33 protein-coding genes are annotated in these 25,016 nt (G+C 61.5%); 12 read left to right on the forward strand and 21 right to left on the reverse strand.

Annotated elements, in window-relative coordinates:
* Positions 1–37: 37 nt before the first annotated feature.
* The 4 genes from ACUXH0_RS19655 (at position 38) to ACUXH0_RS19670 (ending at position 1,233) form a co-directional block, all read left to right on the forward strand.
* Complete coding sequence (locus tag ACUXH0_RS19655; protein WP_024542365.1) at positions 38–313, forward strand: hypothetical protein; 276 nt, start codon at positions 38–40, stop codon at positions 311–313.
* A gap of 49 nt (positions 314–362) precedes the next feature.
* On the forward strand, positions 363–497 hold the full coding sequence (locus ACUXH0_RS19660) for a hypothetical protein (protein ID WP_259393754.1): 135 nt from the start codon (positions 363–365) through the stop codon (positions 495–497).
* Positions 498–805: 308 nt separating this feature from the next.
* Positions 806–1,060, forward strand: a complete 255-nt coding sequence (locus ACUXH0_RS19665; protein ID WP_024542366.1) for a hypothetical protein — start codon at positions 806–808, stop codon at positions 1,058–1,060.
* Positions 1,057–1,233, forward strand: coding sequence for a hypothetical protein (locus ACUXH0_RS19670; protein ID WP_167669782.1), 177 nt, complete (start codon positions 1,057–1,059; stop codon positions 1,231–1,233). Before ACUXH0_RS19665 ends, ACUXH0_RS19670 begins: the two co-directional genes overlap by 4 nt.
* A gap of 137 nt (positions 1,234–1,370) precedes the next feature.
* On the opposite strand, the gene ACUXH0_RS19675 is transcribed toward ACUXH0_RS19670, so the two are convergent.
* Positions 1,371–2,759, reverse strand: coding sequence for a replicative DNA helicase (locus tag ACUXH0_RS19675; RefSeq protein ID WP_024542367.1), 1,389 nt, complete (start codon positions 2,757–2,759; stop codon positions 1,371–1,373).
* Between the two features lie 228 nt (positions 2,760–2,987).
* Here ACUXH0_RS19675 and ACUXH0_RS19680 point away from each other — a divergent pair, with 228 nt between their 5' ends.
* The 7 genes from ACUXH0_RS19680 to ACUXH0_RS19710 all read left to right on the forward strand — a co-directional run bounded on the left by ACUXH0_RS19680 (position 2,988) and on the right by ACUXH0_RS19710 (position 6,945).
* A complete protein-coding gene (locus ACUXH0_RS19680) occupies positions 2,988–3,539 on the forward strand; it encodes a DUF6878 family protein (RefSeq protein WP_157774040.1) in 552 nt (183 codons plus the stop codon).
* Positions 3,536–4,324, forward strand: coding sequence for a hypothetical protein (locus tag ACUXH0_RS19685; protein WP_024542369.1), 789 nt, complete (start codon positions 3,536–3,538; stop codon positions 4,322–4,324). The genes ACUXH0_RS19680 and ACUXH0_RS19685 overlap by 4 nt, the downstream gene beginning before the upstream one ends.
* Positions 4,325–4,430: 106 nt before the next feature.
* Complete coding sequence (locus ACUXH0_RS19690; protein WP_182570834.1) at positions 4,431–4,673, forward strand: hypothetical protein; 243 nt, start codon at positions 4,431–4,433, stop codon at positions 4,671–4,673.
* 1 nt (position 4,674) lies between these two features.
* Positions 4,675–4,863 (forward strand): hypothetical protein, encoded by a 189-nt coding sequence (locus ACUXH0_RS19695; protein ID WP_024542371.1) that lies wholly within the window; start codon positions 4,675–4,677, stop codon positions 4,861–4,863.
* Position 4,864: 1 nt separating this feature from the next.
* Positions 4,865–5,239 (forward strand): hypothetical protein, encoded by a 375-nt coding sequence (locus tag ACUXH0_RS19700; protein ID WP_024542372.1) that lies wholly within the window; start codon positions 4,865–4,867, stop codon positions 5,237–5,239.
* Between the two features lie 104 nt (positions 5,240–5,343).
* A complete protein-coding gene (locus ACUXH0_RS19705) occupies positions 5,344–6,330 on the forward strand; it encodes a hypothetical protein (protein WP_182594752.1) in 987 nt (328 codons plus the stop codon).
* A gap of 120 nt (positions 6,331–6,450) precedes the next feature.
* On the forward strand, positions 6,451–6,945 hold the full coding sequence (locus ACUXH0_RS19710; RefSeq protein WP_052698651.1) for an outer membrane lipoprotein: 495 nt from the start codon (positions 6,451–6,453) through the stop codon (positions 6,943–6,945).
* Between the two features lie 610 nt (positions 6,946–7,555).
* Here ACUXH0_RS19710 and ACUXH0_RS19715 read toward each other — a convergent pair.
* The 17 genes from ACUXH0_RS19715 to ACUXH0_RS19795 form a co-directional block, all read right to left on the reverse strand.
* Entirely contained in the window at positions 7,556–8,092 is a 537-nt protein-coding gene (locus ACUXH0_RS19715; protein ID WP_024542374.1) for a hypothetical protein, read from the reverse strand.
* On the reverse strand, positions 8,089–8,391 hold the full coding sequence (locus tag ACUXH0_RS19720) for a hypothetical protein (protein WP_024542375.1): 303 nt from the start codon (positions 8,389–8,391) through the stop codon (positions 8,089–8,091). Before ACUXH0_RS19720 ends, ACUXH0_RS19715 begins: the two co-directional genes overlap by 4 nt.
* Positions 8,392–8,416: 25 nt before the next feature.
* Complete coding sequence (locus tag ACUXH0_RS19725; protein WP_024542376.1) at positions 8,417–8,986, reverse strand: hypothetical protein; 570 nt, start codon at positions 8,984–8,986, stop codon at positions 8,417–8,419.
* 17 nt (positions 8,987–9,003) lie between these two features.
* Positions 9,004–9,399: a hypothetical protein gene (locus ACUXH0_RS19730; protein WP_024542377.1), complete on the reverse strand. Its 396-nt coding sequence runs from the start codon at positions 9,397–9,399 to the stop codon at positions 9,004–9,006.
* Positions 9,400–9,416: 17 nt separating this feature from the next.
* The gene (locus ACUXH0_RS19735; protein WP_182570832.1) at positions 9,417–9,671 is read right to left on the reverse strand and encodes a hypothetical protein; all 255 of its coding nucleotides are present in this window, start codon (positions 9,669–9,671) and stop codon (positions 9,417–9,419) included.
* A gap of 21 nt (positions 9,672–9,692) precedes the next feature.
* Positions 9,693–9,926 carry a hypothetical protein gene (locus ACUXH0_RS19740; protein ID WP_024542379.1) on the reverse strand — a complete coding sequence of 78 codons (234 nt, stop codon included), beginning with the start codon at positions 9,924–9,926 and terminating at the stop codon, positions 9,693–9,695.
* Positions 9,927–10,066: 140 nt separating this feature from the next.
* On the reverse strand, positions 10,067–11,881 hold the full coding sequence (locus ACUXH0_RS19745; RefSeq protein WP_024542380.1) for a DUF4942 domain-containing protein: 1,815 nt from the start codon (positions 11,879–11,881) through the stop codon (positions 10,067–10,069).
* A gap of 107 nt (positions 11,882–11,988) precedes the next feature.
* Entirely contained in the window at positions 11,989–12,714 is a 726-nt protein-coding gene (locus ACUXH0_RS19750) for a hypothetical protein (RefSeq protein ID WP_024542381.1), read from the reverse strand.
* Positions 12,715–12,864: 150 nt separating this feature from the next.
* Positions 12,865–13,359, reverse strand: a complete 495-nt coding sequence (locus tag ACUXH0_RS19755) for a hypothetical protein (RefSeq protein ID WP_052698650.1) — start codon at positions 13,357–13,359, stop codon at positions 12,865–12,867.
* A gap of 129 nt (positions 13,360–13,488) precedes the next feature.
* Complete coding sequence (locus ACUXH0_RS19760) at positions 13,489–14,178, reverse strand: hypothetical protein (protein WP_045220619.1); 690 nt, start codon at positions 14,176–14,178, stop codon at positions 13,489–13,491.
* 106 nt (positions 14,179–14,284) lie between these two features.
* A complete protein-coding gene (locus tag ACUXH0_RS19765) occupies positions 14,285–15,637 on the reverse strand; it encodes a hypothetical protein (protein WP_045220617.1) in 1,353 nt (450 codons plus the stop codon).
* 108 nt (positions 15,638–15,745) lie between these two features.
* Positions 15,746–16,960, reverse strand: a complete 1,215-nt coding sequence (locus ACUXH0_RS19770; protein ID WP_052698649.1) for a hypothetical protein — start codon at positions 16,958–16,960, stop codon at positions 15,746–15,748.
* Between the two features lie 200 nt (positions 16,961–17,160).
* On the reverse strand, positions 17,161–17,973 hold the full coding sequence (locus ACUXH0_RS19775) for a hypothetical protein (RefSeq protein WP_045220615.1): 813 nt from the start codon (positions 17,971–17,973) through the stop codon (positions 17,161–17,163).
* Between the two features lie 207 nt (positions 17,974–18,180).
* Entirely contained in the window at positions 18,181–19,002 is an 822-nt protein-coding gene (locus ACUXH0_RS19780; protein ID WP_045220613.1) for an ATP-binding protein, read from the reverse strand.
* A 17-nt stretch (positions 19,003–19,019) separates the two neighbouring features.
* The gene (locus tag ACUXH0_RS19785) at positions 19,020–20,765 is read right to left on the reverse strand and encodes a hypothetical protein (RefSeq protein ID WP_045220611.1); all 1,746 of its coding nucleotides are present in this window, start codon (positions 20,763–20,765) and stop codon (positions 19,020–19,022) included.
* A complete protein-coding gene (locus ACUXH0_RS19790) occupies positions 20,762–21,274 on the reverse strand; it encodes a helix-turn-helix domain-containing protein (RefSeq protein WP_045787942.1) in 513 nt (170 codons plus the stop codon). Before ACUXH0_RS19790 ends, ACUXH0_RS19785 begins: the two co-directional genes overlap by 4 nt.
* A gap of 11 nt (positions 21,275–21,285) precedes the next feature.
* Complete coding sequence (locus ACUXH0_RS19795) at positions 21,286–21,753, reverse strand: hypothetical protein (RefSeq protein ID WP_157774038.1); 468 nt, start codon at positions 21,751–21,753, stop codon at positions 21,286–21,288.
* Between the two features lie 102 nt (positions 21,754–21,855).
* On the opposite strand from ACUXH0_RS19795, the gene ACUXH0_RS19800 reads away from it, so the two are divergent.
* Positions 21,856–22,086 carry a hypothetical protein gene (locus ACUXH0_RS19800; RefSeq protein ID WP_024542385.1) on the forward strand — a complete coding sequence of 77 codons (231 nt, stop codon included), beginning with the start codon at positions 21,856–21,858 and terminating at the stop codon, positions 22,084–22,086.
* A gap of 338 nt (positions 22,087–22,424) precedes the next feature.
* Here ACUXH0_RS19800 and ACUXH0_RS19805 read toward each other — a convergent pair whose 3' ends face one another.
* From ACUXH0_RS19805 to ACUXH0_RS19815, 3 genes are all read right to left on the reverse strand, one after another.
* Positions 22,425–22,760, reverse strand: a complete 336-nt coding sequence (locus ACUXH0_RS19805; protein WP_024542386.1) for a hypothetical protein — start codon at positions 22,758–22,760, stop codon at positions 22,425–22,427.
* Between the two features lie 158 nt (positions 22,761–22,918).
* Positions 22,919–23,758 carry a methyltransferase gene (locus ACUXH0_RS19810; RefSeq protein WP_082076387.1) on the reverse strand — a complete coding sequence of 280 codons (840 nt, stop codon included), beginning with the start codon at positions 23,756–23,758 and terminating at the stop codon, positions 22,919–22,921.
* Between the two features lie 612 nt (positions 23,759–24,370).
* Complete coding sequence (locus ACUXH0_RS19815; protein ID WP_024542389.1) at positions 24,371–24,898, reverse strand: hypothetical protein; 528 nt, start codon at positions 24,896–24,898, stop codon at positions 24,371–24,373.
* Positions 24,899–25,016: the final 118 nt, after the last annotated feature.

Genomic DNA, 25,016 nt, shown 5'->3' on the forward strand with positions numbered 1-25,016 from the left:
GATGCCAGACAAAACATAACTTTGAACGGGTGGAGAAATGAAGAAATTCAACCAACTTTGGAGGGTTGCCTTAGTATTTTTTGGCGACAGTGTCGGGGCCTTGGTGGTCTTCGCAATCATGCTGGGAGGCGTGCGCGGGCTGCACTTTCTGGGGCACGCAATTGCTAACGGCTTGCCGAGCGCTTACTTGCTGTTCGTGGATGCCCTGGAAGCGATTGCCTTCGGTGCGGACTTCTATGTCAGCATGAGCTGGGTCATTTTGAGTGGTGCCAAAGCTATCAAGGAAATCAAAAACATCCTCGACGAGGCGTGAACTCGCCTAATTTATCGGGGATGCCCCGCGTATCCCCTTGGAGTGATCCATGGACACAACGCTCGAACTGATCAAGATCGGATCAAAAGCCTTCTGGCAAGGCTTCACAGAGACCCCAGCCGGCATGATTGCCATGCTGAAGGGGGCATGGCAGGCCGGAATGGAATTTGGCCGCAAGCACTGATCGCAAATCTGTACACCACACCCGCCTCGCGTCATCAGACGCCGGCGGGTTTTCGTTTTACGGGACCGTGCGGGACGTCTTGGTCAACGTACCAAGAACTGCCTGACACTAAATTACCAAATCGCATAAGCGGCGCGGCTTTCATTACCCATAGCCCATCATCGGGGGGGGTAGCCGGATCTTGGCATGGCCTCATCCCAGGCCGACATGCCGTTTTTCTCTTCCCCGTACGCAACAACCACTTGCGAACCCAAGAGGCCATCCCATCCCGGGGCGGCAATTGGGGCAAGAGGGAGGTGCTACGCACAATGACGAATCACAATGGATTGGTCAAAGAGCAGTTGCTGCACATGCTTTTCGGGACTACGATTTTCCTGGTGCTCGGCGGAATTGCGGTGGGTCTTGACCTTGCAGCGGCCTGGGTGGCTGCATTGCATGTCAGTGAATTTACCCACAAAGCCATCGAGTTGACGGCACATGCTATGCTTTTGCTTGACCTGACGCTGTTCGCTCTCTATTTGGGGCGAACGAGTGTTGGGCTGGTCAAGGAGATGTTCAAATGAAATCCCAGATCAATGTTCGTCGAGTGTTTCGCGACAGCTTGCGGATGTACTTCGCGCCGCTCACCGGGGCATTCAAGGGAATCCGCGCTGAGTTGCGCCGCACGGATAGGGAGATTGCGCTGCATCGCTCCCAGGAATCGCGGGAAGACCGCAAGTCGGCGCACATTGCCTGACCGCTGAATTTTGCACACCACATCACCCGCCGAGAGTCGCAAGACTCCGGCGGGTTTTCTCTTTCGGGTCTCCCGTCAATCGAAAATGCCCGCCGCGGCGCGCGCGAGCCGCGCTTGCGGCTCTGGGGTCCTGTGAATCAGGACTCCGCGTCCTCGAACGCGTTCCGACCTGCGAAGTTCTCGAACTTGGTATGTTCGCCCAGGAACGTGAGGCGTACGGTGCCGATGGGGCCGTTGCGCTGTTTGCCGATGATGATTTCGGCGGTGCCCTTGTCCTGGGAGTCCGGGTTGTACACCTGATCGCGGTAGATGAAGAGGATGACATCGGCGTCCTGCTCGATGGCCCCGGACTCACGTAGATCCGACATGACCGGCCGCTTATTCGGCCGCTGCTCAAGGCTGCGGTTCAGCTGCGACAAGGCGATCACTGGACAGTTGAGCTCCTTGGCCAGGCTCTTGAGGGAACGGGAGATTTCCGAGATCTCAGTTGCGCGGTTCTCGCCATTAGACGATCCCGACATCAGCTGCAGGTAGTCGATGATGATCAGGCCGAGTTGGCCGCTCTGGCGCGCCAGGCGCCGGGCCCGCGCGCGCAACTCCATTGGGTTGAGCGCGGGGGTCTCATCGATGAACAGCTGAGCGTCACTCATTTTGCTGATGGCGTGCGTCAGGCGGGGCCAGTCATCGTCACGCAGCCGGCCGGTACGCAGCCGGTGCTGATCCAACCGGCCGACAGATCCCAGCATACGCATGGCCAGCTGCGTGCCCGCCATCTCCATCGAGAACACGGCAACTGGCAGGCCTTGGTCGACCGCCACGTGCTCGCCGATATTGAGCGCCAGGGCGGTTTTTCCCATGGATGGGCGTCCGGCCACGATGATGAGGTCACCCGGCTGCATGCCGCTGGTCATCCGATCGAGATCGACAAAGCCAGTGGCGACACCCGTGATGTCGGTCTGACTGTCGCGATGGTAGAGATCGTCAATTCGCTCGACCACCTGCGTGAGCAATGGCTGGATCTCAAGGAAGCCCTTCTGACCGCGCGAACCCTCTTCGGCGATTGAGAACACCTTGGTCTCGGCCTCGTCCAGCAGCTGGCGCACGTCGCGCCCCTGCAGGTTGAAGGCGCCGGCGGAGATCTCATCCGCCACGGTCACCAAGCGGCGCAAGACGCTGCGATCGCGCACGATCTCGGCGTAGCGGCGAATGTTGGCCGCACTGGGCGTGTTCTGAGCGAGCGCATTCAGATATGGCAGACCGCCCACATCCTCAGCCTTGCCTGCGGCCTGCAGCATCTCGAAGACGGTGACGACGTCCGCCGGCTTGGCCTGCCCGATCAGCCGTCCAATGTTGTGGAAGATCAGCCGGTGGTCGTGCCGGTAGAAGTCCTGCTCATTGATGAAGTCGGCAATGCGGTCCCAGGCAGCGTTGTCCAGTAGCAGGCCGCCAAGAACTGATTGTTCGGCTTCCACCGAATGCGGCGGAACCTTCAATGCATCGAGTTGGAAGTCGCGCGATGTGTTCATTCACGGAATTATAAACACGCGCAACAAAAGAACAATATTTATCCACAGTTTTGGCGAACAAGTGGCCCCCACGAGAAGCAAGACCCGCGCCGCAGGCGGGTTCGACTGGGCTGCTTGAATTTTGGGCATCCGCCCTGAGCAGCATCGACGCGTCCGCTTTTTACGCTCGGCCCAAAGCAACTACTTGGGAACCCCCGGATTTCCCGGGACTTGAGCAAGGAGTTTTTCGTGGGCAACACCGAACTGAAGCAAATCATCCTCTCGAACATCGCAGCGCTCTCGACAGCAGAAGCGGTGCGTCGGCTGACCGGCGCGGTCATCGGCGAAGATGGCCAACCGGCTGCTGCACAACTGAAGATCTTCTATTCGGGCGGCGGCGACAGCGGCGGCATCGAAGAGGTGACCGTCGTGGGTAATGAGGGTGCGCTCCACCCTCTGTCTGACGCGATCGTCCAGGCGCAGTGCGAGATGACGGTTTGCTCAACCTGCTACACCTTTGACGCTGCGGGCAATTACGGAGCGCAAACAACTGTCGCGCAGAAAACGATGTCAGTTGAAGACGCAGCAGAGCACATCCTCAATAACCTAATCGAGCTGACTGACCGCTCCGGCTGGGAAAACGGCGATGGCGGCAGCGGCGAGGCCTACTTTGACCTGCAGACCGGCAAGCTCCTGTCCTTCGTACATACCGTGTACTACACGGAATCGGATACGACGGAGTATGAGCCGGACGAGTTGTTCGGAGTCGAGGAGGCTGCCACCGCGGGGGCAGAACAATGAGCGCCGCCCTCTGCACAGTCACGCCCAACCTGGCGCTCGGGGCCTTTCCCGGGTTTTCGGTGGCGCAGGCGATGCAGGCGGCCCAGTCACTGGCTGATGCCGGAGTGATCCGGCTTGACCACGTTCAGATCTGTCCGCAGAACGCGGGCACGCTGGACGTGGAATCGGCCAGGGCGCTGGCAGCTGCCTACCCGAATACGCGGTTTCGGCTGCACGCCAACGCACGCGTGGCGGGGTGGACATCGTTGGCAGACCTGAGCACGCTCAACCGGCACATGGATTACTACGTCGAATTGGGCAAGGTCAGCCGGGCGATGGGGGCCTGCGCATACACGGTCCACGCCGGACTGCGCCGCAATGCAACGCTGTACGACCTGGCGCGCAACGTCGACGTCCTATCCGACATCATGGGCTGCGACGTTGGTATCGAGGGCATGTACCCGCGCGGGCCGCACCCGGTCGGCGACGAGCACTATCTCGTGGCCACCTGGGCGGAATACGCGGCGCTGGCCGAGAGCGGGATCCCTTACGCCCTGGATCTGTCGCACCTGCAAATACTGGCGCACAAGTCGGGCTGCTGGGACGAGGGCCTGGTGCGCGATCTGCTTGCCAACCCGCTTTGCATCGAGATCCACATCTCGGGCAACGATGGCCAGCACGATCAGCATCGTTCGCTGACTGGAGACGAAGGCTGGCTTGGCCTTCTGGAACATGCGAATGAGCGTGCAGTCATCTTCACTGAAGAGAACCGCCGGGCGCCCGCGAATTCCGCACAGAACGCTTGATTCACCACTCCCCCGAGCAGCATCACGCTGCCGGGGGATTTCTTTCAGCCATACGACGCAACTACTCCCGAACACCGGCATTCCGCCGGCCCTTCAGGAGAGATTGATGAGCAACAACAAGTCCGAAATTCAGATCCGCCTTGAGCAGCAGCAAGCGGTGAAGCTGATGTCGACCATCGCCGATAACGCGCAGGGACTCCCCGTGCACCTGACCATCGAAAGCATCAATGGCGGCCACATCAGCCTTCCCATTCTGATCGATGGCAAGCCGAGCCTGCACGTCTTGCGCCTGGACGCCAACGGTGCCTGGTGGGTCGAGACGGTCCTGCCGGTCATGGAGGGATGCTGACATGGCGACCTACACCCACGCTTACGCCATTACGTTCGAAATCGATTCGCAGACCGAAGACGCGAGCGATGTGACACCGCAGCAGCTTGCGGCGGCGATCCGGGAGCGCGTCGGCAGCTGCGTGGATCACGGCAACTTGCTGGATGCCGTCGGCGCCCCGTATGACACCTTCGAGAAAAAGGAGGTATGACATGGCGACCACCAAGCAAATCCAGCGCATGATGCGGCATCCCGCCGAGTACATGCGCTTTCGGTCCACTGGCCAGTTGCCGAAGGGCATCGTGCCGAAATCGCCATTGCTGGACATCCTCACGCGCATCCCTTCGAAGGATCGTTGCAGGATGCTGGGCTTCGAGATCAACCAGGAGCTGGGTTACGCCGGCCGCCGGCGGTTTCAGACGGTTGAGCAGGCGATGCGCTGGCTCGCGCCGGACTCCGAGGTCTTTGGCTCCTTTCCGGCTGAAAGCTGGCGCATCAAGGGCTTCTGTGCACGACTGAGCTTCGACGATGTGGTGGGACACTGCGCCTGTGTGCCGGACGATGTCTTACTCAGGCACCGCTCTTGACCCGAACCGCCCTCCTGGATCTCCAGGTGGGCGGTTTTTCTTCGGCTGCGCCGCACAACTACCTCCTGAACCCCCGGGCATTCCGGGACCATCAGGAGATCACCATGGGCGCCACCATTTTCACCCGTCAACACATCGAAGTCCTGCCGCTGGCGGACCGCACCAATGCCTTTGTGCTCTGGGAAGAGCACTACGAAAGCAACGTCTATCCCCACAACCCACATTGGTCGTGCACTGGTTTCGGGCGCCGCCCCGAGGCACTGCGGACCATCTTTGCGCACGCGGCCGGCTGCGAAGGCGGATTGTTTCGTCCGCGCTCTGGGCCCTGCCGTCCCGAGAGCTACATCCGGCGCTGGCAACGCGCAGCGAAGCAGGCCAGCATTTGTCCGACGACGACAGTGCGCCTGGACCGCTCGATGAAACCGTTCTTCTGGAATGACGGGGAGGAGCGCGCGTTCGACAACACCATGTCGCAAGACGATCCGCTGGACGAAGCCAGGCGCGGCGCCTGGAACCAGGGGCAGACGATCGAGATCGAGTTGCCTGCGGAATTCGACGTGCTTGCCGCCATTGTCCGCTCCAAGCGGATCCCGGCGTGGCGCGTGTTCAAGTCTGTGCCGGACAGGCTTGGCTATCCCTACGACGCACAGGCCTCGCTGTTTCCGCACGGCGCGCGTAAGAAGGCAACCGAGACGTTCGCACCCCTGGTGCGCATCTCTCAGGCGTCGGACAACCTCTATGAGGAAGTCGAGCCGGGCAAGCTCGTGCATCGCGGCTACGCCTACTCGGCTGTAGCGCAGTTTGTGAAGGATGCAGCAGACGGGGAAATCCACCTCCCGGGCACCTTCCACAGCCGCATTGCTGCGTTCCGCAAGCACGCGCTCGAAGCAAGGGTGCTCGAGGCGACGACGCTGCTCATGCCGTTCGTACCGGAGGGCACGTTGCCCTACCCTGCGGCCGAAACGGCAAAGATGATCCAACGCTACCCGCAAGGCCTTCGCATGAGGGACATCGAAGTGGGTGCGAAAGATGACACGCACATGGCGATGTACGAAGCAGCGAATATCGCCGGTTACCAGATCGTCGCCTGATCTGGGATTTGCCCCAACCCGCTCACCACCCGAACAGGGTGGGAGCGGTTTTTTTCATGCGCGCGCACGACAACAACTCCGGAATCCCGGCAATTTCGCCGGCCCCTTCAAGGAGTCGTCATGCGTTACTTCACCATGCTTTTCACTCTGTCCCTGGCCTTCCTGACCGGTTGTGCGCAGATGCCACTGAATGTGGGCGCGCGGTATCCGTCCTCCGCCTCGATGTACACGCCGCAGCAGACGCAGCAGTTGCAGAACGTTCAGGTTGGCACCGTACTGTCCATCCGGCCGGTCACCATCACCGCCGACACGTCCGCCACTGTACCTACGGGTATCGCTGGCGCGGCCGCCGGCGGGTTGCTTGGCTCGCAGGTCGGCCGCGGTAACGGCAAACTCGCCATCGCGGCCGTCTCCGGTATCGCCGGATATGTTGCGGCGAGCCATGTCGCTCAGACAGCCTTCCAGCGCCATGGCAATCAGATCACCGTGAAGATGGACAACGGCCAGATGGTGGCTGTCACCCAGGCAGGTGACACGGACGTCGCCCTCGGACAACGCGTCCAGATCGTTGGCGGCAACTGGTTCGGCCAGGTGGCGAGAATCATGCCGCTTTGAGCCCCCAACCTGATCGCATCCCCGCACGGCCCTTTTCTGGGCCGGCGGGGATTGTTTTTGGGCCCTTCAAGCAAGGGCTGCGAAGTCGCCCGTTTTTTTCTCTTCTGACTGGACAACAACCAGTGAATCCAAGTTCTCCCTCTGAGGGTGCGGATCGCCTCGCGCCTGGCTGATCACCGGGACTACGCCACGAGGTTCCCAACTTGCACCCCCGAGCGTAGGGGGTATTGGAGGCATTCATGTCTGTTCAAACTGTTGCACGTCTGCTTGGCGAACCGGCTCGCTACACCGTCGCTATGCTCCCGGCTGCGCCGGACCTCATCTTGATGAGAGCACGTATCAGCCCTCGTTGGGCTCGCGGTTGCGCAGAAGAGCTCCGCAGGTCAATCCATTTCTATGGCGGCGCTGACCGTCATGTGGAAGATCTGTTGCGCTCTCTTGACAACCTGAGTACGGTGCCAGCCTTGCTGCGCACCCATCACTGACGACACAATCCCGCTCAGCTTCGGCTGGCGGGATTGTTTTTTTCTGCCGTTGCAGGATGACAGCGCCCAGCCCTACGCCGACCGCTTTGTCCGGGCGATGCTCGACAGGATTGGACGTGAGCGCTTCAGGCGGTAGCGCCGAGCTCAAACGCGGCTTCAAGGGCGGTGAGCAGCGCGACGCGGGAACGTTCGTGCTCGGTCTCCCGCCGGGCTATCGCCGCGGAACTCTCGGTGACGCGTGCCAGACGGATCTTTACCTTGTCGTTGGCGTACTTCTCCGCCAGCGCCATGATTTCCTCGATCGGGCCGGGAGCGCGTTGTCGAGCAGGTTCGTCTGCCGGTTTGCCGGTCTTACACGCATTCATGGCGCGAACGATTTTCGGATGTCTAGCCAGCATGTCTGCATCGGGGTCCAGCAGTTCGTTGCGCGGATCGAGCAGGACAGCCATGCCGAATACCACGCGGAACATGGATCCCTTGCGCGCAGCGTCCAGTAGCCTGCCAAGTGCGATTTGGCATTGGTCAGGGTCGTCCTGGTCAAACCATACGATCCCTTCATCCGAACCACTGGACGGCATGTAGCGTTTGAGCAGGTCATCGAGGATGCGCGTCACTTCAAGCGCAGCGTCCACGTCAGCCTCAGAAGCGCGGGCCATCTTCATGAAGCGCGGTCCTCCACGACTCCGTCGAAATCAGTCGGTTCCTGCAGATCGATGGGCATGACGCTGAAATCGTTGCACGTCGCGCTGTCTTCGCCGGCAGGATGGCGCCTTTGCCACCGATGCTGGCGCTTCATGTACTTTTTCCACTCGGCATCGTTTTCGGGCGTGTCAGCAATGATCTCAGGGCACTCCGGTCGGGCCATGGCGTACGCTCGACACCTGAGCGCGAAAGCCTCTGCCTGGGGCTTCGTTGCAAACGCCTTCACCGGATCGCTGCCCTCGTACAACGAATCGGCCATGACAAGGTGGATGGTCCGCCGCACGTCAACACCCGATCGCTTTCATGAGATGGTAGGTCTTCACGGCGATGCCACCGCCTTTGCGCCATTCTGGCGTCTCAGTGTCCATCAACGTGCAAAGCTCATCCCACCGCTGGACTAATACGGCCCACGTCGGAGAGAGATCGGCCATCATCGGGAATTTCGCCCGGAACTCGGGCACTTGTTCGAGCAGAAGGCGGCAGCGCCTCAAATCAGCGGTGTCGGACGGAGTGGCCGTGGTCCGCGGGACGCTGCCAGAGAGACGGGCGAACATTGCATCGCTGCTGATGCCACGCTCACCGGTCGCGAGCCATGCTCGTGCCGCATCTGACAGGTGATGGTGGGTGGCTGAGACCCGATCCCGCGCTCCAGCCACTACCGACGGATCTTCCTTAAGGCGGTCAATATCAGCTGGCTCGCCGACGACGAAGGTGGCGCCAAGCATCCTCGCAAGATTGGCGTCCATTACTGCCTTCCTGCTCATTCCGTGCGTCAGCACGCCGATGGCTGACAGCGGCAACTCGCCGGTGACGATGCGACAGCCGCAGCGTTCAGTGACCGTGTACGTTGACATGATTTTCCGAGCCCTCTCTATGCGGCAACCTCGTCGCTGGCGGTTGCGCTTTGTGCGCCGGGGGCGCGCTCAACGATTTCGTCAATGACGGCGATGAGGCGCTTCGCATCGCCCTCGGTCTTGACGAACGCGATCGATTTCAGGAGGTCTCGGGCGACTCCCAGCGCCATAGCCGCCTCGTTCGCACCGCTCGTATCTGCAGCGTGGTACTGGCGGGCCATGGGGTCATAACCGATCGCATCGATACGCTCATCCGGCCGCCACATATCAGCCAAGGCTGGGAGGTCGCGACGCGCCTGCGCGTAGTCATACAGGCGCAGGCCATCAAACGCATTACGCAAGCCTGCGCTCAAGTCTTGATCGTTCCAGCCCAGCCACTCAGCAGCGGCCACCAGGCGCTCTCGTGCGTTCAAGTGTTCTCCCCTGTGTCCTACGTTTGCGATGCCAGGTGCTTCTGTTCCGAAGCTTTGCCAAGCTGGATGCCGTCACTCAGTCCATGCTTATAAACGGACACCACGCAACCAACTTGCTCATGCGACCAGTTCAAGCTGGGCAGTCGGAACATGCCCTCGCCGAGCTCGTCGTACACGCGAATAAAGGGGTCCGCGTCTGTGCCCTCCGAATAGGCTTCCCAACCTGTCCCGGAGAACAAGGGGGTGTTCTGCCCCTGGTTGTTTTGTCCCATCTTGAATTTCCCTCGTTGTATTCAGTTAACTCGGTTCGAAGCGCTTTGCCCGGTCTCCTCCAGGATCTGCGCCTCGATCTCGTCGACAGTGATGTCGTAGAACGCAATGTCCGGTCGGCGATTGGCTTTCTCCTGCGCGACCCAATCCAGCCAAGTGCCAACTGGTCCATCCGGCGGGAGATTCAGTGCCGGCACAATCTCTTCGTTCAGATCGCGCTCAAGCGCGGAGAGACTGAAAATTCCGTTGATGTACATCTCGCTATCTCCAAATCATGCAAACGTTGCATGTGTTTGTATTTTGATTGGTGTTGTTTATTGCGTCAAGGTAGGCAAAAAAAACACCGCCGGCCCTGGGTAGGGCGCGGCGGTGGTTGGTCTGAAGGACGTTCTACTGGTCAAGCTGCGACCGCCAGCAGTGGAAGTTGCTCCGGCTCCTTGTGGGATGAAGCGATCGCTGGAAGCGGATCCAGCCCATGCTTGCGAGCGATTGCGTTGAACGCGCTGGCCACTGCATGCTGGGCCCGGGTGGTCCTGCTCTCGTCGCCCCATTCAGGGCCGGTGACAGCACCTATCGACACGCCCGGGGACATACGCGCAGCCTCCGCGCGCACCTCCTCGTCGAACTTCTCGGCCCGCTCGTAGGCGAGCCAGAAGTCCTTCGCGACCATCTCATCGCGCGGCGGCAGCCAGTCCCGCGTGCGGCCGACCAGGCGGTTGAGCCGATCCATCATCTGCTGGTTGCGCGGGAAGATGTGCACTGTCCCCTTTCCGGGATACCAGCGGACGTCGAAGTACGCGCTCGACCTGCGCTCGCCATGAGCCAAGCTCTCGCACTCGCGCTCGAACATGGCGGAGAGACCATAGATGCTGGAGACTTCCTTCCCGTCCAGGGCGGCGAAGACTTTGTCGAAGTCGGCCAGTCTTTGCACCATGCTGTACGACGGACGCTTGCTCCAAGAATAATCAGCCTTGAAGTGCGGCAGGATGAATCGCGTGTGCTTGATGCGCCAGCCGGCCGTGCGGTGCCGATCGTTGCTCTTCCAACCTTCGTAATACACCCTGTTCTCCGAGTGATACCTCGTGATCTCGTCGAACACCTCGCAGGCCATTTGCACCAGCATGTCTCCCCGCGCATCGATCAGACCGATCAGGAACGAGTAGACGTTGGAGGCACTGAAGTCCAGCCGCTTGATGCGCTGGAAGTCTGCCTCGAGACGCTGCTGCGCCTTGCTGGAGAGCTTCGCTGACACCTCGGTGGAACGCAGCACCTCAGACCATGCCCGATCCTTGAGCTCGTCATAGCCCTTGGCGATGCCTTCACGGATAGTCTGGATGAGGTCGCCTTGCGGATCGCCCTTATCCTCGCCATTGCGCTGCGCCAGCGTCTGGCCGACCAGGCGTGCTGCGTAGCTCGCGCGCGCCTGAGCTATGACGCATTCGCGCATGGAGGTGACAGCTGCCTTGAACGCGCGCTCCGTGCGCACGATCACGTCTCCAGGGATCGCCAACTGTCGATCGTCGCCGATGGCATGCGCATCGCCGGCGCCCCCCGTTTCGGCCAGGGAGTCTTCAGCCAGGCTATCCAGCACCGAGCCGATGATGTCGCGCTGCAAGTCTGCCTTCTTCGCAAGACGGACAATGGCCACTTCGACATCGGCCTCCCGCTCGACGCCCTCGCCCTTGAACGCATCCTGGATGAACTCCACGTCGCCATGAGCCTCGATCAGGCGCACGAGGCGCTGGCGCTCCTTCGAGAACGGGTTCTTGATGGTTTCGGCGTTGAGCAGACACACGATCTCGCCATCGAACAGGCCATCCCAGGCCTTCAGCAGGTGGTGCACGCCTGCTGCGAACGGCGGGTTGGCCAGAACGTGCGTGTAGGCTGCCAGGCTTCCCGAGAATTGAAGGAAGTCCAGGCCGATCACCTCGCCGCGCACGTCATCGATCGATTTGAGGGCGTCGTGCTTGCCCATGTCGAGCTCAATGAAATCGACGTGCAGGTCGTCCATGCGGAAGTAGGTGTGATGCTTGACCATCCACGCATTGCGCTCTGCTTTTGCTGCGTCGACCAGGGCCCGCACCAGCGCGCCGTCACCGGCCGAGGGCTCGAGCACGCGAGCGTCGCGGCCCCAGGGGTGGGTGCTGAACTTGGCGATCATGCGGGCAGCCAGGCCTGCGGGGGTGGGGAAAAACTGAAACTCGTCAACCATTTTGATCTCCTCGTGACCGGCGGAATGCCGGGGTTCGGAGGTGGTTGTCGAGCCTGGGGAATACAAAAACCCCCGGCAGCAAAGCTGCGCGGGGGCTGGGGGTGGACCTAGAGGCCAAGCAATGCGTTGCCAAGCTCTTTGCGCTGTTCCTTGTTCAGCAGGCCATCGGGTACAAACGCCCAGGCGGCGGGCCGGTCGTTGATGATCACTTCCTCGTCGGGAACGGCAAATTGCACGTTGGGAAACTTCTCGGCCAGCGGATGCATGCCTTCCAGCAATGCCTTGACGACTTCGGTGTGCGGCTTGAGCGTGGCATACCAGTCGGGCGAATTCTCCTTCTCCGGTTCCTCGCTCTCCAGCGAGCAAAACTCGACCTCGAACAGGATGCCGAACTTGCCATCCTTGCGAACCACGAAGGTCGATTCGCCCCACATCTGGTTGACCAGACGCTCGAGCAGGCCGTCATCATCAGCCAGCAGGTCCAGCGGCTTGTTGTCCGCGTCGTAGTGGTTGAGATCGCCCCACCGATCGGTCAGATTCTGGGAGATATGCCACTCCTCCCATTCTTCCGGTTTGCCGAGAGGGTGAACCTTGACGATGGGATCGGGTACGTCTTTCGGTGCGCGCACCTGGACAGAGGTGCCAAGTTGGTAGCCCACGTGATCGATGCCCTCATAGCCGATGACGACGCATCCAGGCACTGCCCTTTCAATGTAGGTCACGACGGCATACTCGCTCTCGGCAATGGGGTGATTATTGAGAAACGGGCACGACTTGAGGTCGACGCGATTGCCGAGAACCAGGTCTTCTACCTTCTTGGAAATGGTGTTCATTGTTGCTCCTTCATTCGCATGTTGAGCACACCAATCCCAGGGAGGGAAAGATGTGCTTTCCCGCAAGAGTTGTTGAGATGTCCTCGTGCCTTGGTGGCGCGCGGACGGTCGGTTTCATTCAGAAGTCGTGCAGCTTGTCAGTGCAGTTCTTCAGGAATTTGTCTGCAGGATGGAAAGCTCACCAACCGCCGTCGCCCAATCGATCATCCCGGACTGGTGCCGCTGCATGATTGCTGAGCGCTTGACACCGAGCGCCCACCGCTCGGTGGCCGCCACGCGGTCAAGAGCGCCGGTGTCGATCTGGCGGTAGCCGCTCGTCACCATGTCTTCGACGGCCTCCTCGAGCGTCTTGTGGACGTAATGCCCAGAGAACCCGTCCAGGTCGAAATACTGGATGCGGAATCGACCGGGACAGCTGACATCCGCCAGGACGAAAGCCCACGCCTCGCGTTTGACGGCGCGGCACTCGACGCCCACCGGATTGCCTTCGTGCCGGCCCATGATCTTCTGGTAGGCAATTTGCGCCGGCCGCGCCGATTCGCGCAGGACTTGCGCAAATTTCGGATCGAGCTCGGCTGCCTTGTCGCAGATGCGGGCCCAGCCGCGCGTCCGGTAGCGAGCCAGAACACTGGCCGATTGCTGCACAGGTTGTTGCATGATCGCTCTCCCAACTCAGTGCCGGCGGAATTGCCGGGTTCAGGGTTGGTTGTCGAGCGCGGACGAAAGAAAAAGCCCCCCGGCGCGATGCGCGGGGGGCTAGATTAGTCGTACGCTTCAGGTGTCAGCCGCGGCGCGGATCTCAGTGAGAATTCGAGCGCCTTCCTGCTTGCGGCGCTCCATCTCTTCGTCTGAAAGCGGCGTGTTGCCCAGATAGCACCCTTCAGCGCCTGATCGAAGACAGCTTCCCGTCCTGGCATCCCATACGCAGAAGAGGCCGGAACGTTTGGTCACGATCTCGCGTGTACTGCGGGTCACGAAATGGTGCTCGTAGCCGTCGCTGTCGTAAAGCGGCAGCGTCACATCGATCTCAGGGCCGGTCAGCGAAAGGTCTTTGTGGCCGTAGCGGTTGATCTCGTTCGCATCGCCTCCGAGCCGTTCAAGATCAAGCCATTCCTTGACGCCGTTGATCCGGTCGTCACGCCATACGCGGCCGCCGGCCTTGAGGTGCTCCCAGAATTTTCGGTGGGGGCTATCAATGGACGGAACCCTGAACCTCGATTCTTTCCGGGATAGGATATTCAGCGTAGCCTCTGCAGCGGGCCGAGCCAAATATTCGGTGGCAATCTTCCGGATCAAGGCTGAGAAGTTCGGACCGAACATGCCTGCGCCAATATCGCAGCCTCCCGCCTCTGGCTGCTCATCCTTGAAAACTGCCTCCGCGATCTCTGCCGCGAGTGCTTGCGCACCGAGCCTCAGGCCCACGGGCGAGCGCTCAATTGTTGCTTCGGTATTCGGGTTGTCCATTCAATTTTCCTTGGTCGGTTGCCAGCGAAATGCCAGCGTTCAGCATTGGTTGCCCGACACCCGACAAAAAAAACCGCTGGCGTCTGAGACGCGCAGCGGGTTCGGTTCAATGCTGGTTGAGCTTGATGGCAAAGTCGATAGCCTCCCGGGCGGTCTGGAATTCCGCGCCCTTGGGCCACGATTTGAACAATGGTCGTGCCGTCCAGGAATCCGGGTTGACGCGCCGGCTGAGCTCGATTCCAGCTTCGATTGCATCAAGCCGCTCCGTGTCCTTCCCCGGGGCCGCATGACCGGCCTTCAACGCCGCCTGAAGAGTGCGCTCTGCCAACGACTGATGCGGCTCGTCGCCCACGCCAAGCGCCTTGCGGACCATGTCCAGTTCGGCGCGCGCATCTTCGAGCATGTCGCGCACCGCCTGCAGTTCGTCTCCCGACGGCCGTGCAGACGTGGCCAAGGTGCGGGCCTCGTCCAACCGGCGTAGCAGGAATTGCAGGTGCTCGTGGTAGTAGTCCGTCATGAACCCAAGATTGTTGCGCAGCCAGAGTTCCTTGCTGTCGTCGCGCTGCGCTGGCGTCATATCGCCGATGCGCATGTCTTCGATGCCGGTGAAGTCTGGGCGCAGTGCGTTGGGCCCGGCCTGCTGCTGGGTGGAAGGTTGCAGAGCGGCTGTCCGCAGTCCTTTCAGCGTTACGCAGTTGTCTGCATAACCAGCACGGCGGATGATGTCGCAGGCTGAAGTCAGCAAGCCGCGCGGCACGAAGACCAACTCTTCCGACGCCACGGCAGGCACGGCAGCTAGCGCGACCAGTTGCTGGGTCGGCTCGGACCGGGCATCTGACCGCTCCTGCGCATCCTGCGGCTCGGCAGGCGCACCCGCAAGGATGGACTGCAACTCTTGCTCGTAGTCGGACTGTTTGCGCAGCCCTTGGCCTTCTAGCAACCACAGACGATGGGCCGCTGCTTTGATGCGCTCATCCGTCCACACCAGCGGGAGACCGGTGCTTTCGGAATCCAGTGCCGAGGGGTTGGCGCGCAGGTGCTCGTCTAGCAGGTCGAAGAGGCTCGTTTCTGCGCCCACGGTCGTCCACTCGCCACCGAGGATTTCCGAACGCTTCAGGCCGGCAAGCTTGAGGAGCCACTGGCGGTCCGACGTTTCAGGCTGGGCCGTGACAGCAACTGCAGAAACGTTGGCCGAACAGGCATGGCATTCACGATCCTCCATATTGCCTGTCGTCCAGTTGTGGGCCTTATGCACGCCTGTCCCGTGACACGTGTTGCACACGCGCGGCGCTATCGGCGACAAGGCTGCCGCCTCGAGCGCTGCACGCGCGTCCCGTGTCAGATCGCCCTGATGTGCCTCGTAGAACTGCTCCGGCGACAGCTGCGCCGCGTTCGCACGACGAGCGGCGATCGCTCGTGCTGCGACTTCGATTTGCTTGTCGGTAATCGTGTTTTGCATGTCCATCTCCAGGGATCAAGATCCGGCGAAATGCCGGGATTCCCAGATGGTTGTAGGTTTCGGCTGAAAAAAATCCCGCCGACGTCATAGACGCGCGGCGGGATTGGATCACTGTTGCTTTTGCTTCAGGCCTGCACCGGAATGCTGCTGCGTGGGGGCGGCGAACGGTTCAAGAGCGGCGCGCCAGCCTTCCGGTGTGTCTGGCACCAGCATCCCCCGTCGCATCAGATCGCGCACCATCAGCACGTCATCAATGGCCACGCCCGCCCGCTGGCCGGACTGGGCGGCAGTGATAGCGGCCCGAGCAAGGCCTCGGTCCACTTTTTTGATCTCGTCGTGGAGATCGTCGAACTCCATATCAAATGAGCGATCGCCTACACCGTTCGCAAGATCACGACGCAATGCGTGCATGGCAATTGCAGCGCGTTCAATCGCTTCATCCCCCACCGCCACGCCCTGCCAAGCAGTCAAGGAGTCCTTTACAACTGGAGCGGGGTGCTGCTGGGCGGCCATATAGGCTTGCGCGTGCAGCGCATCCACGTGTCCGATCAATGCTCGCAAGTCTGCGGCGTTCACTTCCAGCTTTTCTGCGTTTCGGCAGGCTTTGTAGCGAAGGCGGGCAAGCGCCGATTCTGCGTCGCTCGGCTCGGCCTGCTGCTGGGCGGATTTTCGGTAGCGTTTGCGCGGCTCCGGCTGTTTCTGGCGCGCGAACATCGCATACGGGCCGTCCTCGGTTTCATAGACTGTCAGCAGCGTCCAGCCCTCACCCTCCGGTGGCGTTGGCGTCCACTCAGCGCACCCATTACCAGCATCAACAATGCGCTCATAAGCATCGCAGTCGATGTCGCCATCCATGGCGCGAAAATAGGTTTCCAGGCCGAACGCGCCGAGCAGTTCATCGAAACGCACATTTTCATCGCACACCGGCAATGCGGGATGGTCCAGCCAGCCTTGCGCATCGCGCACGATCTCACGAGGTGCCAACAGGGCTTTTGCCAATCCTTCTAAATTGGCGCCGCTCGGCTCGGCCACTGTCGCGGCAGGAGCGCGGGACAGCATGTGCATGGCGCGTTCAATGAGCGGCAACGTACCGTGTGCCGGATCAGGACAGTCCGTGTCGGGCATGCGGATATAACCCAATTCGACACCATTTCGGATAAAGACGCGCGCAGATTCCAGCGCTGCTGCCACAGCAAGGACTCTTTCATCGCTCAACCCCAGCGCTGCCCGGGAGGAAGCGTGGGTGAAGATCGGCGTCACCGTTCCGTCGCCATGCTCCTGCGCCAGATTCTCAGCCTGTTTGATCTGCTCTTCTGCTGTCATACAAAATTCTCCAATTGGTATCCTCGACCATCCTGTCCGCGTCATATACGGAACTGTCGTCGAGAGTGAAACTGGCCGGCGGAATGCCGGGGTTCCCGATTTGTTGTCAGCGGCAGACCATAAAAATCCGCTGCGAGAAGGTCTTTGGGGAAGACACATCCCTTTCGGCGGTTGATTGCCCGACCGGGATGCGCCCGGGTTCAGCACTGGCTCACACGCACCAGCGCCCGCGAGATCCCCTGCGACAGCACACCGCCGCCGGCGGCGCGCAAAACCTCCTCCGACTTCGGATCCAGCCTGGCTGAGAAGCGGTTACGCCGGACTGTGGTGCTCTTGGAAGCCGCGGGATCGGTGGCACCGCCATCTCCCGCCATCTCAAGCAGATCGGGCAGCTCGGCGAACCGCTTGGCCAGCTCGCGCATGCCCGCGCAGACGTTGCCGTTGCCCAGTCGCAGCAAGATGGCCACGTCCGCCTGCCGCAGCGTGACCATGATTCGCCGCGGGTAGGCCACGCCGTCAACGCTTTTTCTTCCCTGGCAACGGCCCAGGCCGCCGCGATGACCTCGACGACGTTCAGAGAGCGCTTGCTCGATGGCCAGCGACTCGTCCGCCGTGAACTCCGTGAGCCGGACCGCAGGAACTCGTCCGCCCTCGCCCCCCTGTTCGGCGACCGTGTCGGAAATCAGGCGATACCGAGGAGCGTTAGCCGCCCGTCCTGTGCGCAGCAGGTAGCCGATGCCTTCGACCGCCGGTGCCGCGCTGGCGTCTTCGCAAGTCAGGTTCCCGTGATTCACTTGACCTCCCGACGTCACCAGGCGCATGCGGACACGGGCTACCAGGCGCGCGTGCTTGTCCTTGGCTGACCCCGTAGGGATGCTTGGCAGAGACTGGAGCCATTCCCTGGATTGGGCCCGGGTCGGGAACATGACGTCGATAAGGTCCACACGCGTCGCGGTCGATGTAAGAGCGCCGGCGTGGCCACGCGGCTCGGCGCGATCAGTTTGCATCTGCATGCCTCACCTCCCACGAGTGCTCTGCGTCCACGCAAAGACCACTCGCAAACGGCGCCGCCATGCCAACTTGCCCGCCAAGCCGGTTTACAGCCCTGCCAAGCGATTTCCCTCCTTTCCGGCTCCCATCGGATACGCAATGACTTCGAGTGGCTGTGTTGCCCCGCCTCATCGCTCCAAGGTGGTGTTTTTCTGTCATGTCTCTCTCGCTCAGCTAGCAGATGACGCCAGGCGCATACGGCGGTGGCTCGGCCAGTCCAGGTGCAGCACACCCGCGCCGGCCTCCGTCAATCGGTCAAAGCCAGCCGGTGTGAGAAGGTCGCGCAAGACCTCAGGCGGCTCATTCGTCGTCACGATCGTCGGCTTGCGAGCGCCCCACCGCATGTCGATGACATTGAAGAAGCTGGAGCGCTCGAAGTCATTGCCCAGCGATTTGCCGACGTCGTCGACCACCAGCACGTCAACGGCGGCCAGCCGATCGACCAGCTGCGCTTCCTCGGGCCTGGCATTGAAGCTGCGCGCTGCGCGCAGGCGATCCATCAGCGAGATTGCGCGCACGTAGTGCCCGGAGAGCCCGGCCAGCTGACATTTGCGCAACAGTGCGATCGCCAAGTGCGTCTTACCCGTGCCGCTCTCGCCCCACAACACAAGGCTGCCTGCGCTTTCCGCATCGGCCAGCCTCTGCGCGTGGCGCTTGATCTCCATCACGACGACCTCCTGCCGCCGCGACGAGCACGCGTATGTCTCGAACGTTGCATCGGCGAATATCGCCGGTGTCTGGCTTTCGGTGTCCATCACGCGCAGACCAGATTCGCGGGAGCAAGACGGGCAGCCGGGCAGCGCCCGCAGAACCCCCTGCGCATCCAGCTTGTACGGCCGCCACGCGCCGTGGCGCTCGCAACGCTCCACCCTTTCGTGGGGTGCCTCAGCGGGCATCGCCTGTTCAACCACACCGGGCTGACGATCGGCCAGGGTCTGCTGCAGACGGGCCAGTGCCGCATGCAGGCCCGCGCTGCGTGTGTTCGGGGTCATGGTCGCCTCCCTCGAGATCAGAACGCCGTCACGCTGCGGTCATTGGCCGCCCGCGCGGCCGCGACGACCGGGGGGAAATCCGGCAGTTCCTCTGGGCGCAGTGGGATCGGCGGGCTCTGCAGCCAGCCGCGCTGCCTGTCCGTGCGCATCTTGGCCACGCGCTCGGGCAATCGATCGATCCCCACCTGCACGACTTGGCCATAGGGCTCAAGCTCGGCCAGCGTGCGCTGGACCAGATCCGCGTCGATTGCGTCAAGGAGCACGCAGTCCTCGCCAAGCAAGTACAGCCCGCCGTCAAAGCGCAGCACGCGGCGATCCTCCGGGCCTCCTCCCGGAGCAGCGGGGAAGTGATCGAATCGGTTGTAGCTATCGCCCGGCTGCACGCCGAGCCGCGACACCTTACCGGCGCCGCTGGCTTTGTCCGAGCCAGCCGTGTATCGGCCCTCGAGGACCTTGTTGAAGTTGGTCGGCCGCAGCAACCAGCGCAAGTCCGCCGTCCAGTTCTTGTCGTTTTCGCCATGCAGGAAGCGGCTTGCGGCAACCAGACCGAAGAAATGCTCGAGCGCCTCCAGCCCCTGCTCACGCGTCGCAAAGCCGAACTCCTCAATGCCAACGCCCCGCTTGCCGGCTTCCAACCCTTCGCGCCAACGGGCGGTCAGATGCGTCTCCGAATCAGACCCCCTCCACCGTGAGGGCAGCACCCTTGGCAAACGCGGCAACATGCGGTGGTACAGGTCGATGATCTGCGTGTGGGGACAGGGGATCGGTCCGAGCGTCTCAAGCGTTGGGGCGGATCCATCCAACGACTGCGCCGCTGGCAGCTTGAAGGGAGGATCCTGCGTAAGCAGGTCCGTCATATCCCCTTTAGGGGATGGTTTACCTAAATGCTCCTGCTTATGCTTATGAGGGGGGGTATGTCCGTCACCCTGCCTATCACCCTGGCCGACACCCTGCGGGTAACCGTTTCCAGTATCAACCCCGAAGCGTTGATTTTTCGAGGTCTCAGCATCGTCGCCATCCACAGGATCGCGCGTCACGCCTTCACCGTGGGAGGCATCTGCGCCGCCCGCTGTCTGGGCTGAAGATTGCCCCTGATTGGCACCTTGAAGCCCCCCCTGCAAACCACCCTGTGAGTCACCCTGGCCGACACCCTGCTGGTAACCGTTTCTCGCAGATTCAACGGCCGGCTTTTTGGGCCCCTTGGCCGACCCAGACATCGAGGGGGCCCGCCCTGCCTTCGGAGGGTTCGTCATCGACTGATCGCGGTCCATGAACAAGCGGTTCGGCTCATCGTCGAATGCAGTCTTGAAGGCTTCGGCAAAGCCCTTGCCAAGTTGGCAGATGAAGTGCGCCAGATGAGTCCGTGCAACATTGCGAAGATCGCATTCCGGGATGTCGCGGAATGCTCGCCCCCATGAGATCACCACGCTAGGACTCTCGGGCGGGTTGTAGACGACCGCGCGGGGGATGAAGACCATGCGCGCCGCCCAGTCCGCCCGTGCCATGCCCGCCGACTCGATTTCAGACCACGTCTGCACAAACTCGTCGAGCTCCATGCGCATCTCTTCGGCCGCAGTGGACTTGCCGAGCCGAAACAGGCCCGGGATCTTGCTCGTGTGCGGACCCGTGAGCATGAATACCCACAGCAGCTGCGCGTCGCGCGACAGCCCCGTGAACCGCTGGTCGCTCCACATCCGGCAATAGATGCGACGATAAAGCCCTTCAGGCCGCAACGAGCCGCCGGACTCTGCTGCTTTTCTCATGCATAGTCTCCGACGAGCTCATCCGCCACCGACTGCGGCAACAACGCGGGGTCAATGGCTTTGCCCGCCGCGCGCGCGAAAGCGGCTCCGCGTCGTTGCGCGTGCTCCAGCATTTCCTGCACCCACCGGTCCCGAAGAGCGCATTCCGGGATCTGGTCCGCGCTGCGAAGCCGATGGATGAGAACGTTTGGATTGGCAGGCGGCTCGGCAGCTTCCATCCAGCCTGGCAGCCAAATCACATGGGTTGCCTGATCTCGCACGATGACGCCCAGATCCTCCAGTTCGCCAAGTGCCTCGACGACTTGCTCACGATCTGCGGACACCGCCTCGGCGATCGTCGCAATGCCAGCGCACGCAATGCCCGGCGGAGTCTTGCGAGACATCGTGCCTGTGACCAAGAACAAGTAGACGAGCTTGCCCATCGCGCTCATCTCACACACCTGCGGCCACTCCCACAGACTGGAGGGCAGACAACGCGAACTCTCGGTGGATTTGCTTTTCTTTCCCATGTCGCCAGTCCTCACGCCCCCAGTTCAGCGCTGTATGTCACAACCTTGCGTAGCGCAGGATTACCGCCTCGGCGCCCTGCAGCCGCCCGCTTCACCGAGAGATCTCGAGCTCGGATGAGCGCCGGCACCTCGATCTCGTAGCCGCCACCAGCCCGCGCAACCCGAATCAGCATGGCCTCTTGCAACTCGCTCAGGAGCCGCTGCGCATCCTGCTCCGAGACACCAACATGGCGGGAAATCCAGCCAGGCTCCAGCTGCATCCGGCCAAACGACTCGCTGCCCATGTCATTGCCGGAAATCAGGTACACAAGCTCCGCGTACATGCCTCGCGCAGTGAGACTCACCTGGCGCAGCTGCCTTTCGCCGAGAATCCCAAGGTCTTTGACTTTGCGTTGTCCCATGGCATGAATATCGCCAATTTCTGGCGTTGCTCGCGTTAGTAATTCTTGGATTCTGGTTTTTTGCGTTGCGTCTGTCAAGTTGGTTAGGCAAAGTAAAAATATGTCTCCTGCTTTTCATCGCAAGACGACAAGCGGCTGCATACTGCAGCCTGTCTGCAAACCAATGAGGAGTGGGACAGCATGGACAGCCAGTTGGTCGATGGCATCACGGCCGAGGGATTGGCGTGGAACGCCACGATGTACTTTGCGCCTGGCGCACCGGAGGGTGCACAGCCTGAGCGCATCATCGGCATGTACGCCAGTCGCGACGGCGGCGGCTCATTCGACGTGGATACCGTTCTCAACTTGCCGTGGGTGGTGTTCGAAGGAACCGTCACGCGCCGCCACCCGATGCTCTTGAACGTTTGCTGACCAAGCCGTCGGCACCTCCCGGTGCCGACCGGAAGAGGCGTGCGGCCCAAGTCCGTTCTAGCGGGAAACGGTTACCAGCAGGGTGTCCGTCAAGGTGTCGACACTCGCCGGGCCCACAGTCAACACACTGAAAAGCGGCTTGCAGAGGGGTGGACCATTCAGGGGCGCCGCAGTGTTCCGCCTTGGTGGCGGGACCCGCTGCTCGGGGTCGCGAGCCGCGCTGAGCCGCGCGACGACCGCCCGGACAAGTGCCAGCGCGGGCGACTCAGGCGTTCTTCACTGGCGCACCCACTCCCGACGCTCGTTGCAACAGGAAAAGCGTAGCGGCCGGGTTGTCTTCAGGCTTCGGTGGCAGTGAACCATGCGCGACGGCCCACCGTGTGCCCATCGTCATATGCGCGATCGCGGGCGATCTTGTTCGCCTCGCTCTTGCTGCGCGCGGAGACGTTTCGGTATTCGAGGCCGTTCACTTCATCCCAGGCCGGGTGTTTGAACCTAAGCACGACGTTGAACAGCTTGTATGCACCCCGCGTCTTGGCAAGGTTGGCGGCCACTGGGCGCAGACCCAAGGCGGTCTCCACCTCTTCGAGGGCGCCCATCACCGGTTCAGTGTGGTAGCCGTTGGCGAAAGCGTAGAACTTGCCGCCGTTCAGGATACCGATCCGTGCGTCCATCCTTCCCTCCACCGCCTTATCCATCAACAAACGATCGCGGTTGGACCTGACTTCCTTGGGCGCGGACCCAGTCTGGACAATGCGGGAAACGGTTACCGTCAGGGTGTGCTTCAGGGTGTCCGTCAGGCTGCCACCCAGGGTGTGCTTCAGGGTGTCCGTCAGGACATCGATGCTCGTGCGGCGACCAGTACCCGTGCGTAGCGCGTGTGCGCGTCGAAGTCCGCGGCAATCACGCGCGGCGCCTGCCACCCACATCGTTCAGGGATGCCAAGGTCGCCCGCCATCGACGAGCAATTGGCAATCGCGAACAGCACCATCCCGCCTGGCTTCAGATGCTTGCGGGCCTGATCGAGGAACATCTGGTGCAGATCGGCAACATCCGCCGACAACGGCACCACCCCATCCGAACCGTCGTACAGCGGCTCATTGAAGACGATCACGTCGAAGAGCTCATCGCCAGCCGGCGTCAGCAGGCTCCCGCCCATCGCACGGAATCGGGCTTCAAGGCCATTGGCCTGCGCATTTCGCCGTGCCGCGCGGACCGCGCTCGGATCAATGTCCGTACCGAGTACCTGCCATCCTCGACGTGCCGCGCTGAGCCCGATCGCGCCAGTCCCGCACCCCACGTCGCACAACGATTGTCCGGACCGTGGCTGATCCAGGCCTGCCGCCGCGAAGTGGTCGACGAAGAACCGGGTCGAACTACGCGGGCCCGGCTTGTACACCCCCTGCGGCGCGTACAGGTACAGGTCGTCGAACTGGATGTGCCGTTCGGCGTCTATCGCACGCACATGCGCCTGGTGCTCCACATCGAACAGCCCTTTGTTGAGCGGAATCGATAGCAATGACCGCGCGACCTGCGCGGCATCGACACCTGGTTCTGGGTTGGCCTGTGCGCCAAAGACCGGATTCGTGATCAAGGCAGCAGCTGGAGCGATCGAGGCAAGGGATCGGGCAACTCTGGTCATCTGCGAAAGACGGGGGGCGGTGTAGATCATGCCAAGATCATACTCAACCTAATGCCTGTTGTGCGGCTTAGTACGAACTTTTTTTGCTTCATGTGCTATCGTTGCGCTTACTTGTAGCGCATGCCGAGGTGCCTCCCGTGCCCACCATCTTCCTCCCGCAAGACCCAGTCGTAATCGCCGTCTTCCCACACCGCAGCCTCCTCGACGGGCCGCGGCTCGCCTTCGCCTTCAACCGCCCGGTGCTTTTCGGCGTCGACCCCGACTACTCTCTCTGCGAACCCTGGCGCTCCCTCCTACTCACCATCGGCGCCATCACAGGTTGCTCCATGGTCCCCATGCAGCCAGGCAGCAGCCAAGGTCTTCGTACGATGCTGCGCTCCTTGCGATCGGGACCGGCCGGCAGGAGTGTCTGCCTCTTCCCCCAGGGCGGCATCGACACCCTTACTGACCATGATGGCGCCAGGTGGCTCGCCAGGACCGCCGGCGTCCCACTCATGCGCGTCGATCTCGATCACGGACCAGGTGCGCGCAAGGTCCGATGGCCGAGCGTGCGTCGCTATGCATGGACAAGCACCAGCGATTGATCGGGGCAATGGGGACGGCAGGTCGGGGAGATCTCCTCTCTTTCCGGCCTCGGGCAATTCAAATGCGGTACTTCTTGTCCACGCGATGGCCGGCGTCCAGCAGCTTGCGAACGACCGTCTCTTGCAAGACGTCGAGCTTGACGTTCGATGCATCCAGATCTGTCGCCAATATTTGAGAGATTTGCTGCTGGGCACCGAGCATCAATTCGAAGCGCGCGAGGTATTTGCGGTACTGCGCATTCAGTTGCTGGAACGACAGGACTAGCTTGTGCGTCTCCTCAGCACACAGCCCAAACGATCCATCCGTTCTCAACGAGACCAGGCCCCGATAGCGCAGCACCGGCTTCACCACGAACCTTTTCGACTGCGGCGCCTGATGCCACCGCACGAGAACCGGCACGCGCTTGCCATTAGCGCCGCGCCGCCACCAACGAATGTCGTATTTTGTGTAGCCAGGCGGTTGGCTGATTCGCAGCAACTCACCGACACGTGAGATCCGCCGCTCCAACTGCACCAACTGCTTGGTGTGCTGCGCGATCAGACTTGAAAACTCCGCGCCGACAACCTTGATATGCGCCTCATTCAAGTTGTCTCGCCCTGCCTTTTGGTCCCGCAACTCTGGGTCATAGCGAGGATCTTGTCGGGCCTTTGTCAATTTATCCACCCCAATGCGCTGCAAACAAACATGTCAGATTCCAATTAAT

Source organism: Ralstonia sp. 110700041-2 (assembly GCF_056280165.1).

What these genes read in the sequence shown, in the direction of transcription:
- ACUXH0_RS19655 (WP_024542365.1), top strand. Translation starts at nt 38, where the DNA reads ATGAAGAAATTCAACCAACTTTGGAGGGTTGCCTTAGTATTTTTTGGC.
- ACUXH0_RS19660 (WP_259393754.1), top strand. Translation starts at nt 363, where the DNA reads ATGGACACAACGCTCGAACTGATCAAGATCGGATCAAAAGCCTTCTGG.
- ACUXH0_RS19665 (WP_024542366.1), top strand. Translation starts at nt 806, where the DNA reads ATGACGAATCACAATGGATTGGTCAAAGAGCAGTTGCTGCACATGCTT.
- ACUXH0_RS19670 (WP_167669782.1), top strand. Translation starts at nt 1,057, where the DNA reads ATGAAATCCCAGATCAATGTTCGTCGAGTGTTTCGCGACAGCTTGCGG.
- ACUXH0_RS19675 (WP_024542367.1), bottom strand. Translation starts at nt 2,759, where the DNA reads ATGAACACATCGCGCGACTTCCAACTCGATGCATTGAAGGTTCCGCCG.
- ACUXH0_RS19685 (WP_024542369.1), top strand. Translation starts at nt 3,536, where the DNA reads ATGAGCGCCGCCCTCTGCACAGTCACGCCCAACCTGGCGCTCGGGGCC.
- ACUXH0_RS19690 (WP_182570834.1), top strand. Translation starts at nt 4,431, where the DNA reads ATGAGCAACAACAAGTCCGAAATTCAGATCCGCCTTGAGCAGCAGCAA.
- ACUXH0_RS19695 (WP_024542371.1), top strand. Translation starts at nt 4,675, where the DNA reads ATGGCGACCTACACCCACGCTTACGCCATTACGTTCGAAATCGATTCG.
- ACUXH0_RS19700 (WP_024542372.1), top strand. Translation starts at nt 4,865, where the DNA reads ATGGCGACCACCAAGCAAATCCAGCGCATGATGCGGCATCCCGCCGAG.
- ACUXH0_RS19705 (WP_182594752.1), top strand. Translation starts at nt 5,344, where the DNA reads ATGGGCGCCACCATTTTCACCCGTCAACACATCGAAGTCCTGCCGCTG.
- ACUXH0_RS19710 (WP_052698651.1), top strand. Translation starts at nt 6,451, where the DNA reads ATGCGTTACTTCACCATGCTTTTCACTCTGTCCCTGGCCTTCCTGACC.
- ACUXH0_RS19715 (WP_024542374.1), bottom strand. Translation starts at nt 8,092, where the DNA reads ATGAAGATGGCCCGCGCTTCTGAGGCTGACGTGGACGCTGCGCTTGAA.
- ACUXH0_RS19720 (WP_024542375.1), bottom strand. Translation starts at nt 8,391, where the DNA reads ATGGCCGATTCGTTGTACGAGGGCAGCGATCCGGTGAAGGCGTTTGCA.
- ACUXH0_RS19725 (WP_024542376.1), bottom strand. Translation starts at nt 8,986, where the DNA reads ATGTCAACGTACACGGTCACTGAACGCTGCGGCTGTCGCATCGTCACC.
- ACUXH0_RS19735 (WP_182570832.1), bottom strand. Translation starts at nt 9,671, where the DNA reads ATGGGACAAAACAACCAGGGGCAGAACACCCCCTTGTTCTCCGGGACA.
- ACUXH0_RS19740 (WP_024542379.1), bottom strand. Translation starts at nt 9,926, where the DNA reads ATGTACATCAACGGAATTTTCAGTCTCTCCGCGCTTGAGCGCGATCTG.
- ACUXH0_RS19745 (WP_024542380.1), bottom strand. Translation starts at nt 11,881, where the DNA reads ATGGTTGACGAGTTTCAGTTTTTCCCCACCCCCGCAGGCCTGGCTGCC.
- ACUXH0_RS19750 (WP_024542381.1), bottom strand. Translation starts at nt 12,714, where the DNA reads ATGAACACCATTTCCAAGAAGGTAGAAGACCTGGTTCTCGGCAATCGC.
- ACUXH0_RS19760 (WP_045220619.1), bottom strand. Translation starts at nt 14,178, where the DNA reads ATGGACAACCCGAATACCGAAGCAACAATTGAGCGCTCGCCCGTGGGC.
- ACUXH0_RS19765 (WP_045220617.1), bottom strand. Translation starts at nt 15,637, where the DNA reads ATGCAAAACACGATTACCGACAAGCAAATCGAAGTCGCAGCACGAGCG.
- ACUXH0_RS19770 (WP_052698649.1), bottom strand. Translation starts at nt 16,960, where the DNA reads ATGACAGCAGAAGAGCAGATCAAACAGGCTGAGAATCTGGCGCAGGAG.
- ACUXH0_RS19775 (WP_045220615.1), bottom strand. Translation starts at nt 17,973, where the DNA reads ATGCAGATGCAAACTGATCGCGCCGAGCCGCGTGGCCACGCCGGCGCT.
- ACUXH0_RS19780 (WP_045220613.1), bottom strand. Translation starts at nt 19,002, where the DNA reads ATGACCCCGAACACACGCAGCGCGGGCCTGCATGCGGCACTGGCCCGT.
- ACUXH0_RS19785 (WP_045220611.1), bottom strand. Translation starts at nt 20,765, where the DNA reads ATGAGAAAAGCAGCAGAGTCCGGCGGCTCGTTGCGGCCTGAAGGGCTT.
- ACUXH0_RS19790 (WP_045787942.1), bottom strand. Translation starts at nt 21,274, where the DNA reads ATGGGAAAGAAAAGCAAATCCACCGAGAGTTCGCGTTGTCTGCCCTCC.
- ACUXH0_RS19800 (WP_024542385.1), top strand. Translation starts at nt 21,856, where the DNA reads ATGGACAGCCAGTTGGTCGATGGCATCACGGCCGAGGGATTGGCGTGG.
- ACUXH0_RS19805 (WP_024542386.1), bottom strand. Translation starts at nt 22,760, where the DNA reads ATGGACGCACGGATCGGTATCCTGAACGGCGGCAAGTTCTACGCTTTC.
- ACUXH0_RS19810 (WP_082076387.1), bottom strand. Translation starts at nt 23,758, where the DNA reads ATGATCTACACCGCCCCCCGTCTTTCGCAGATGACCAGAGTTGCCCGA.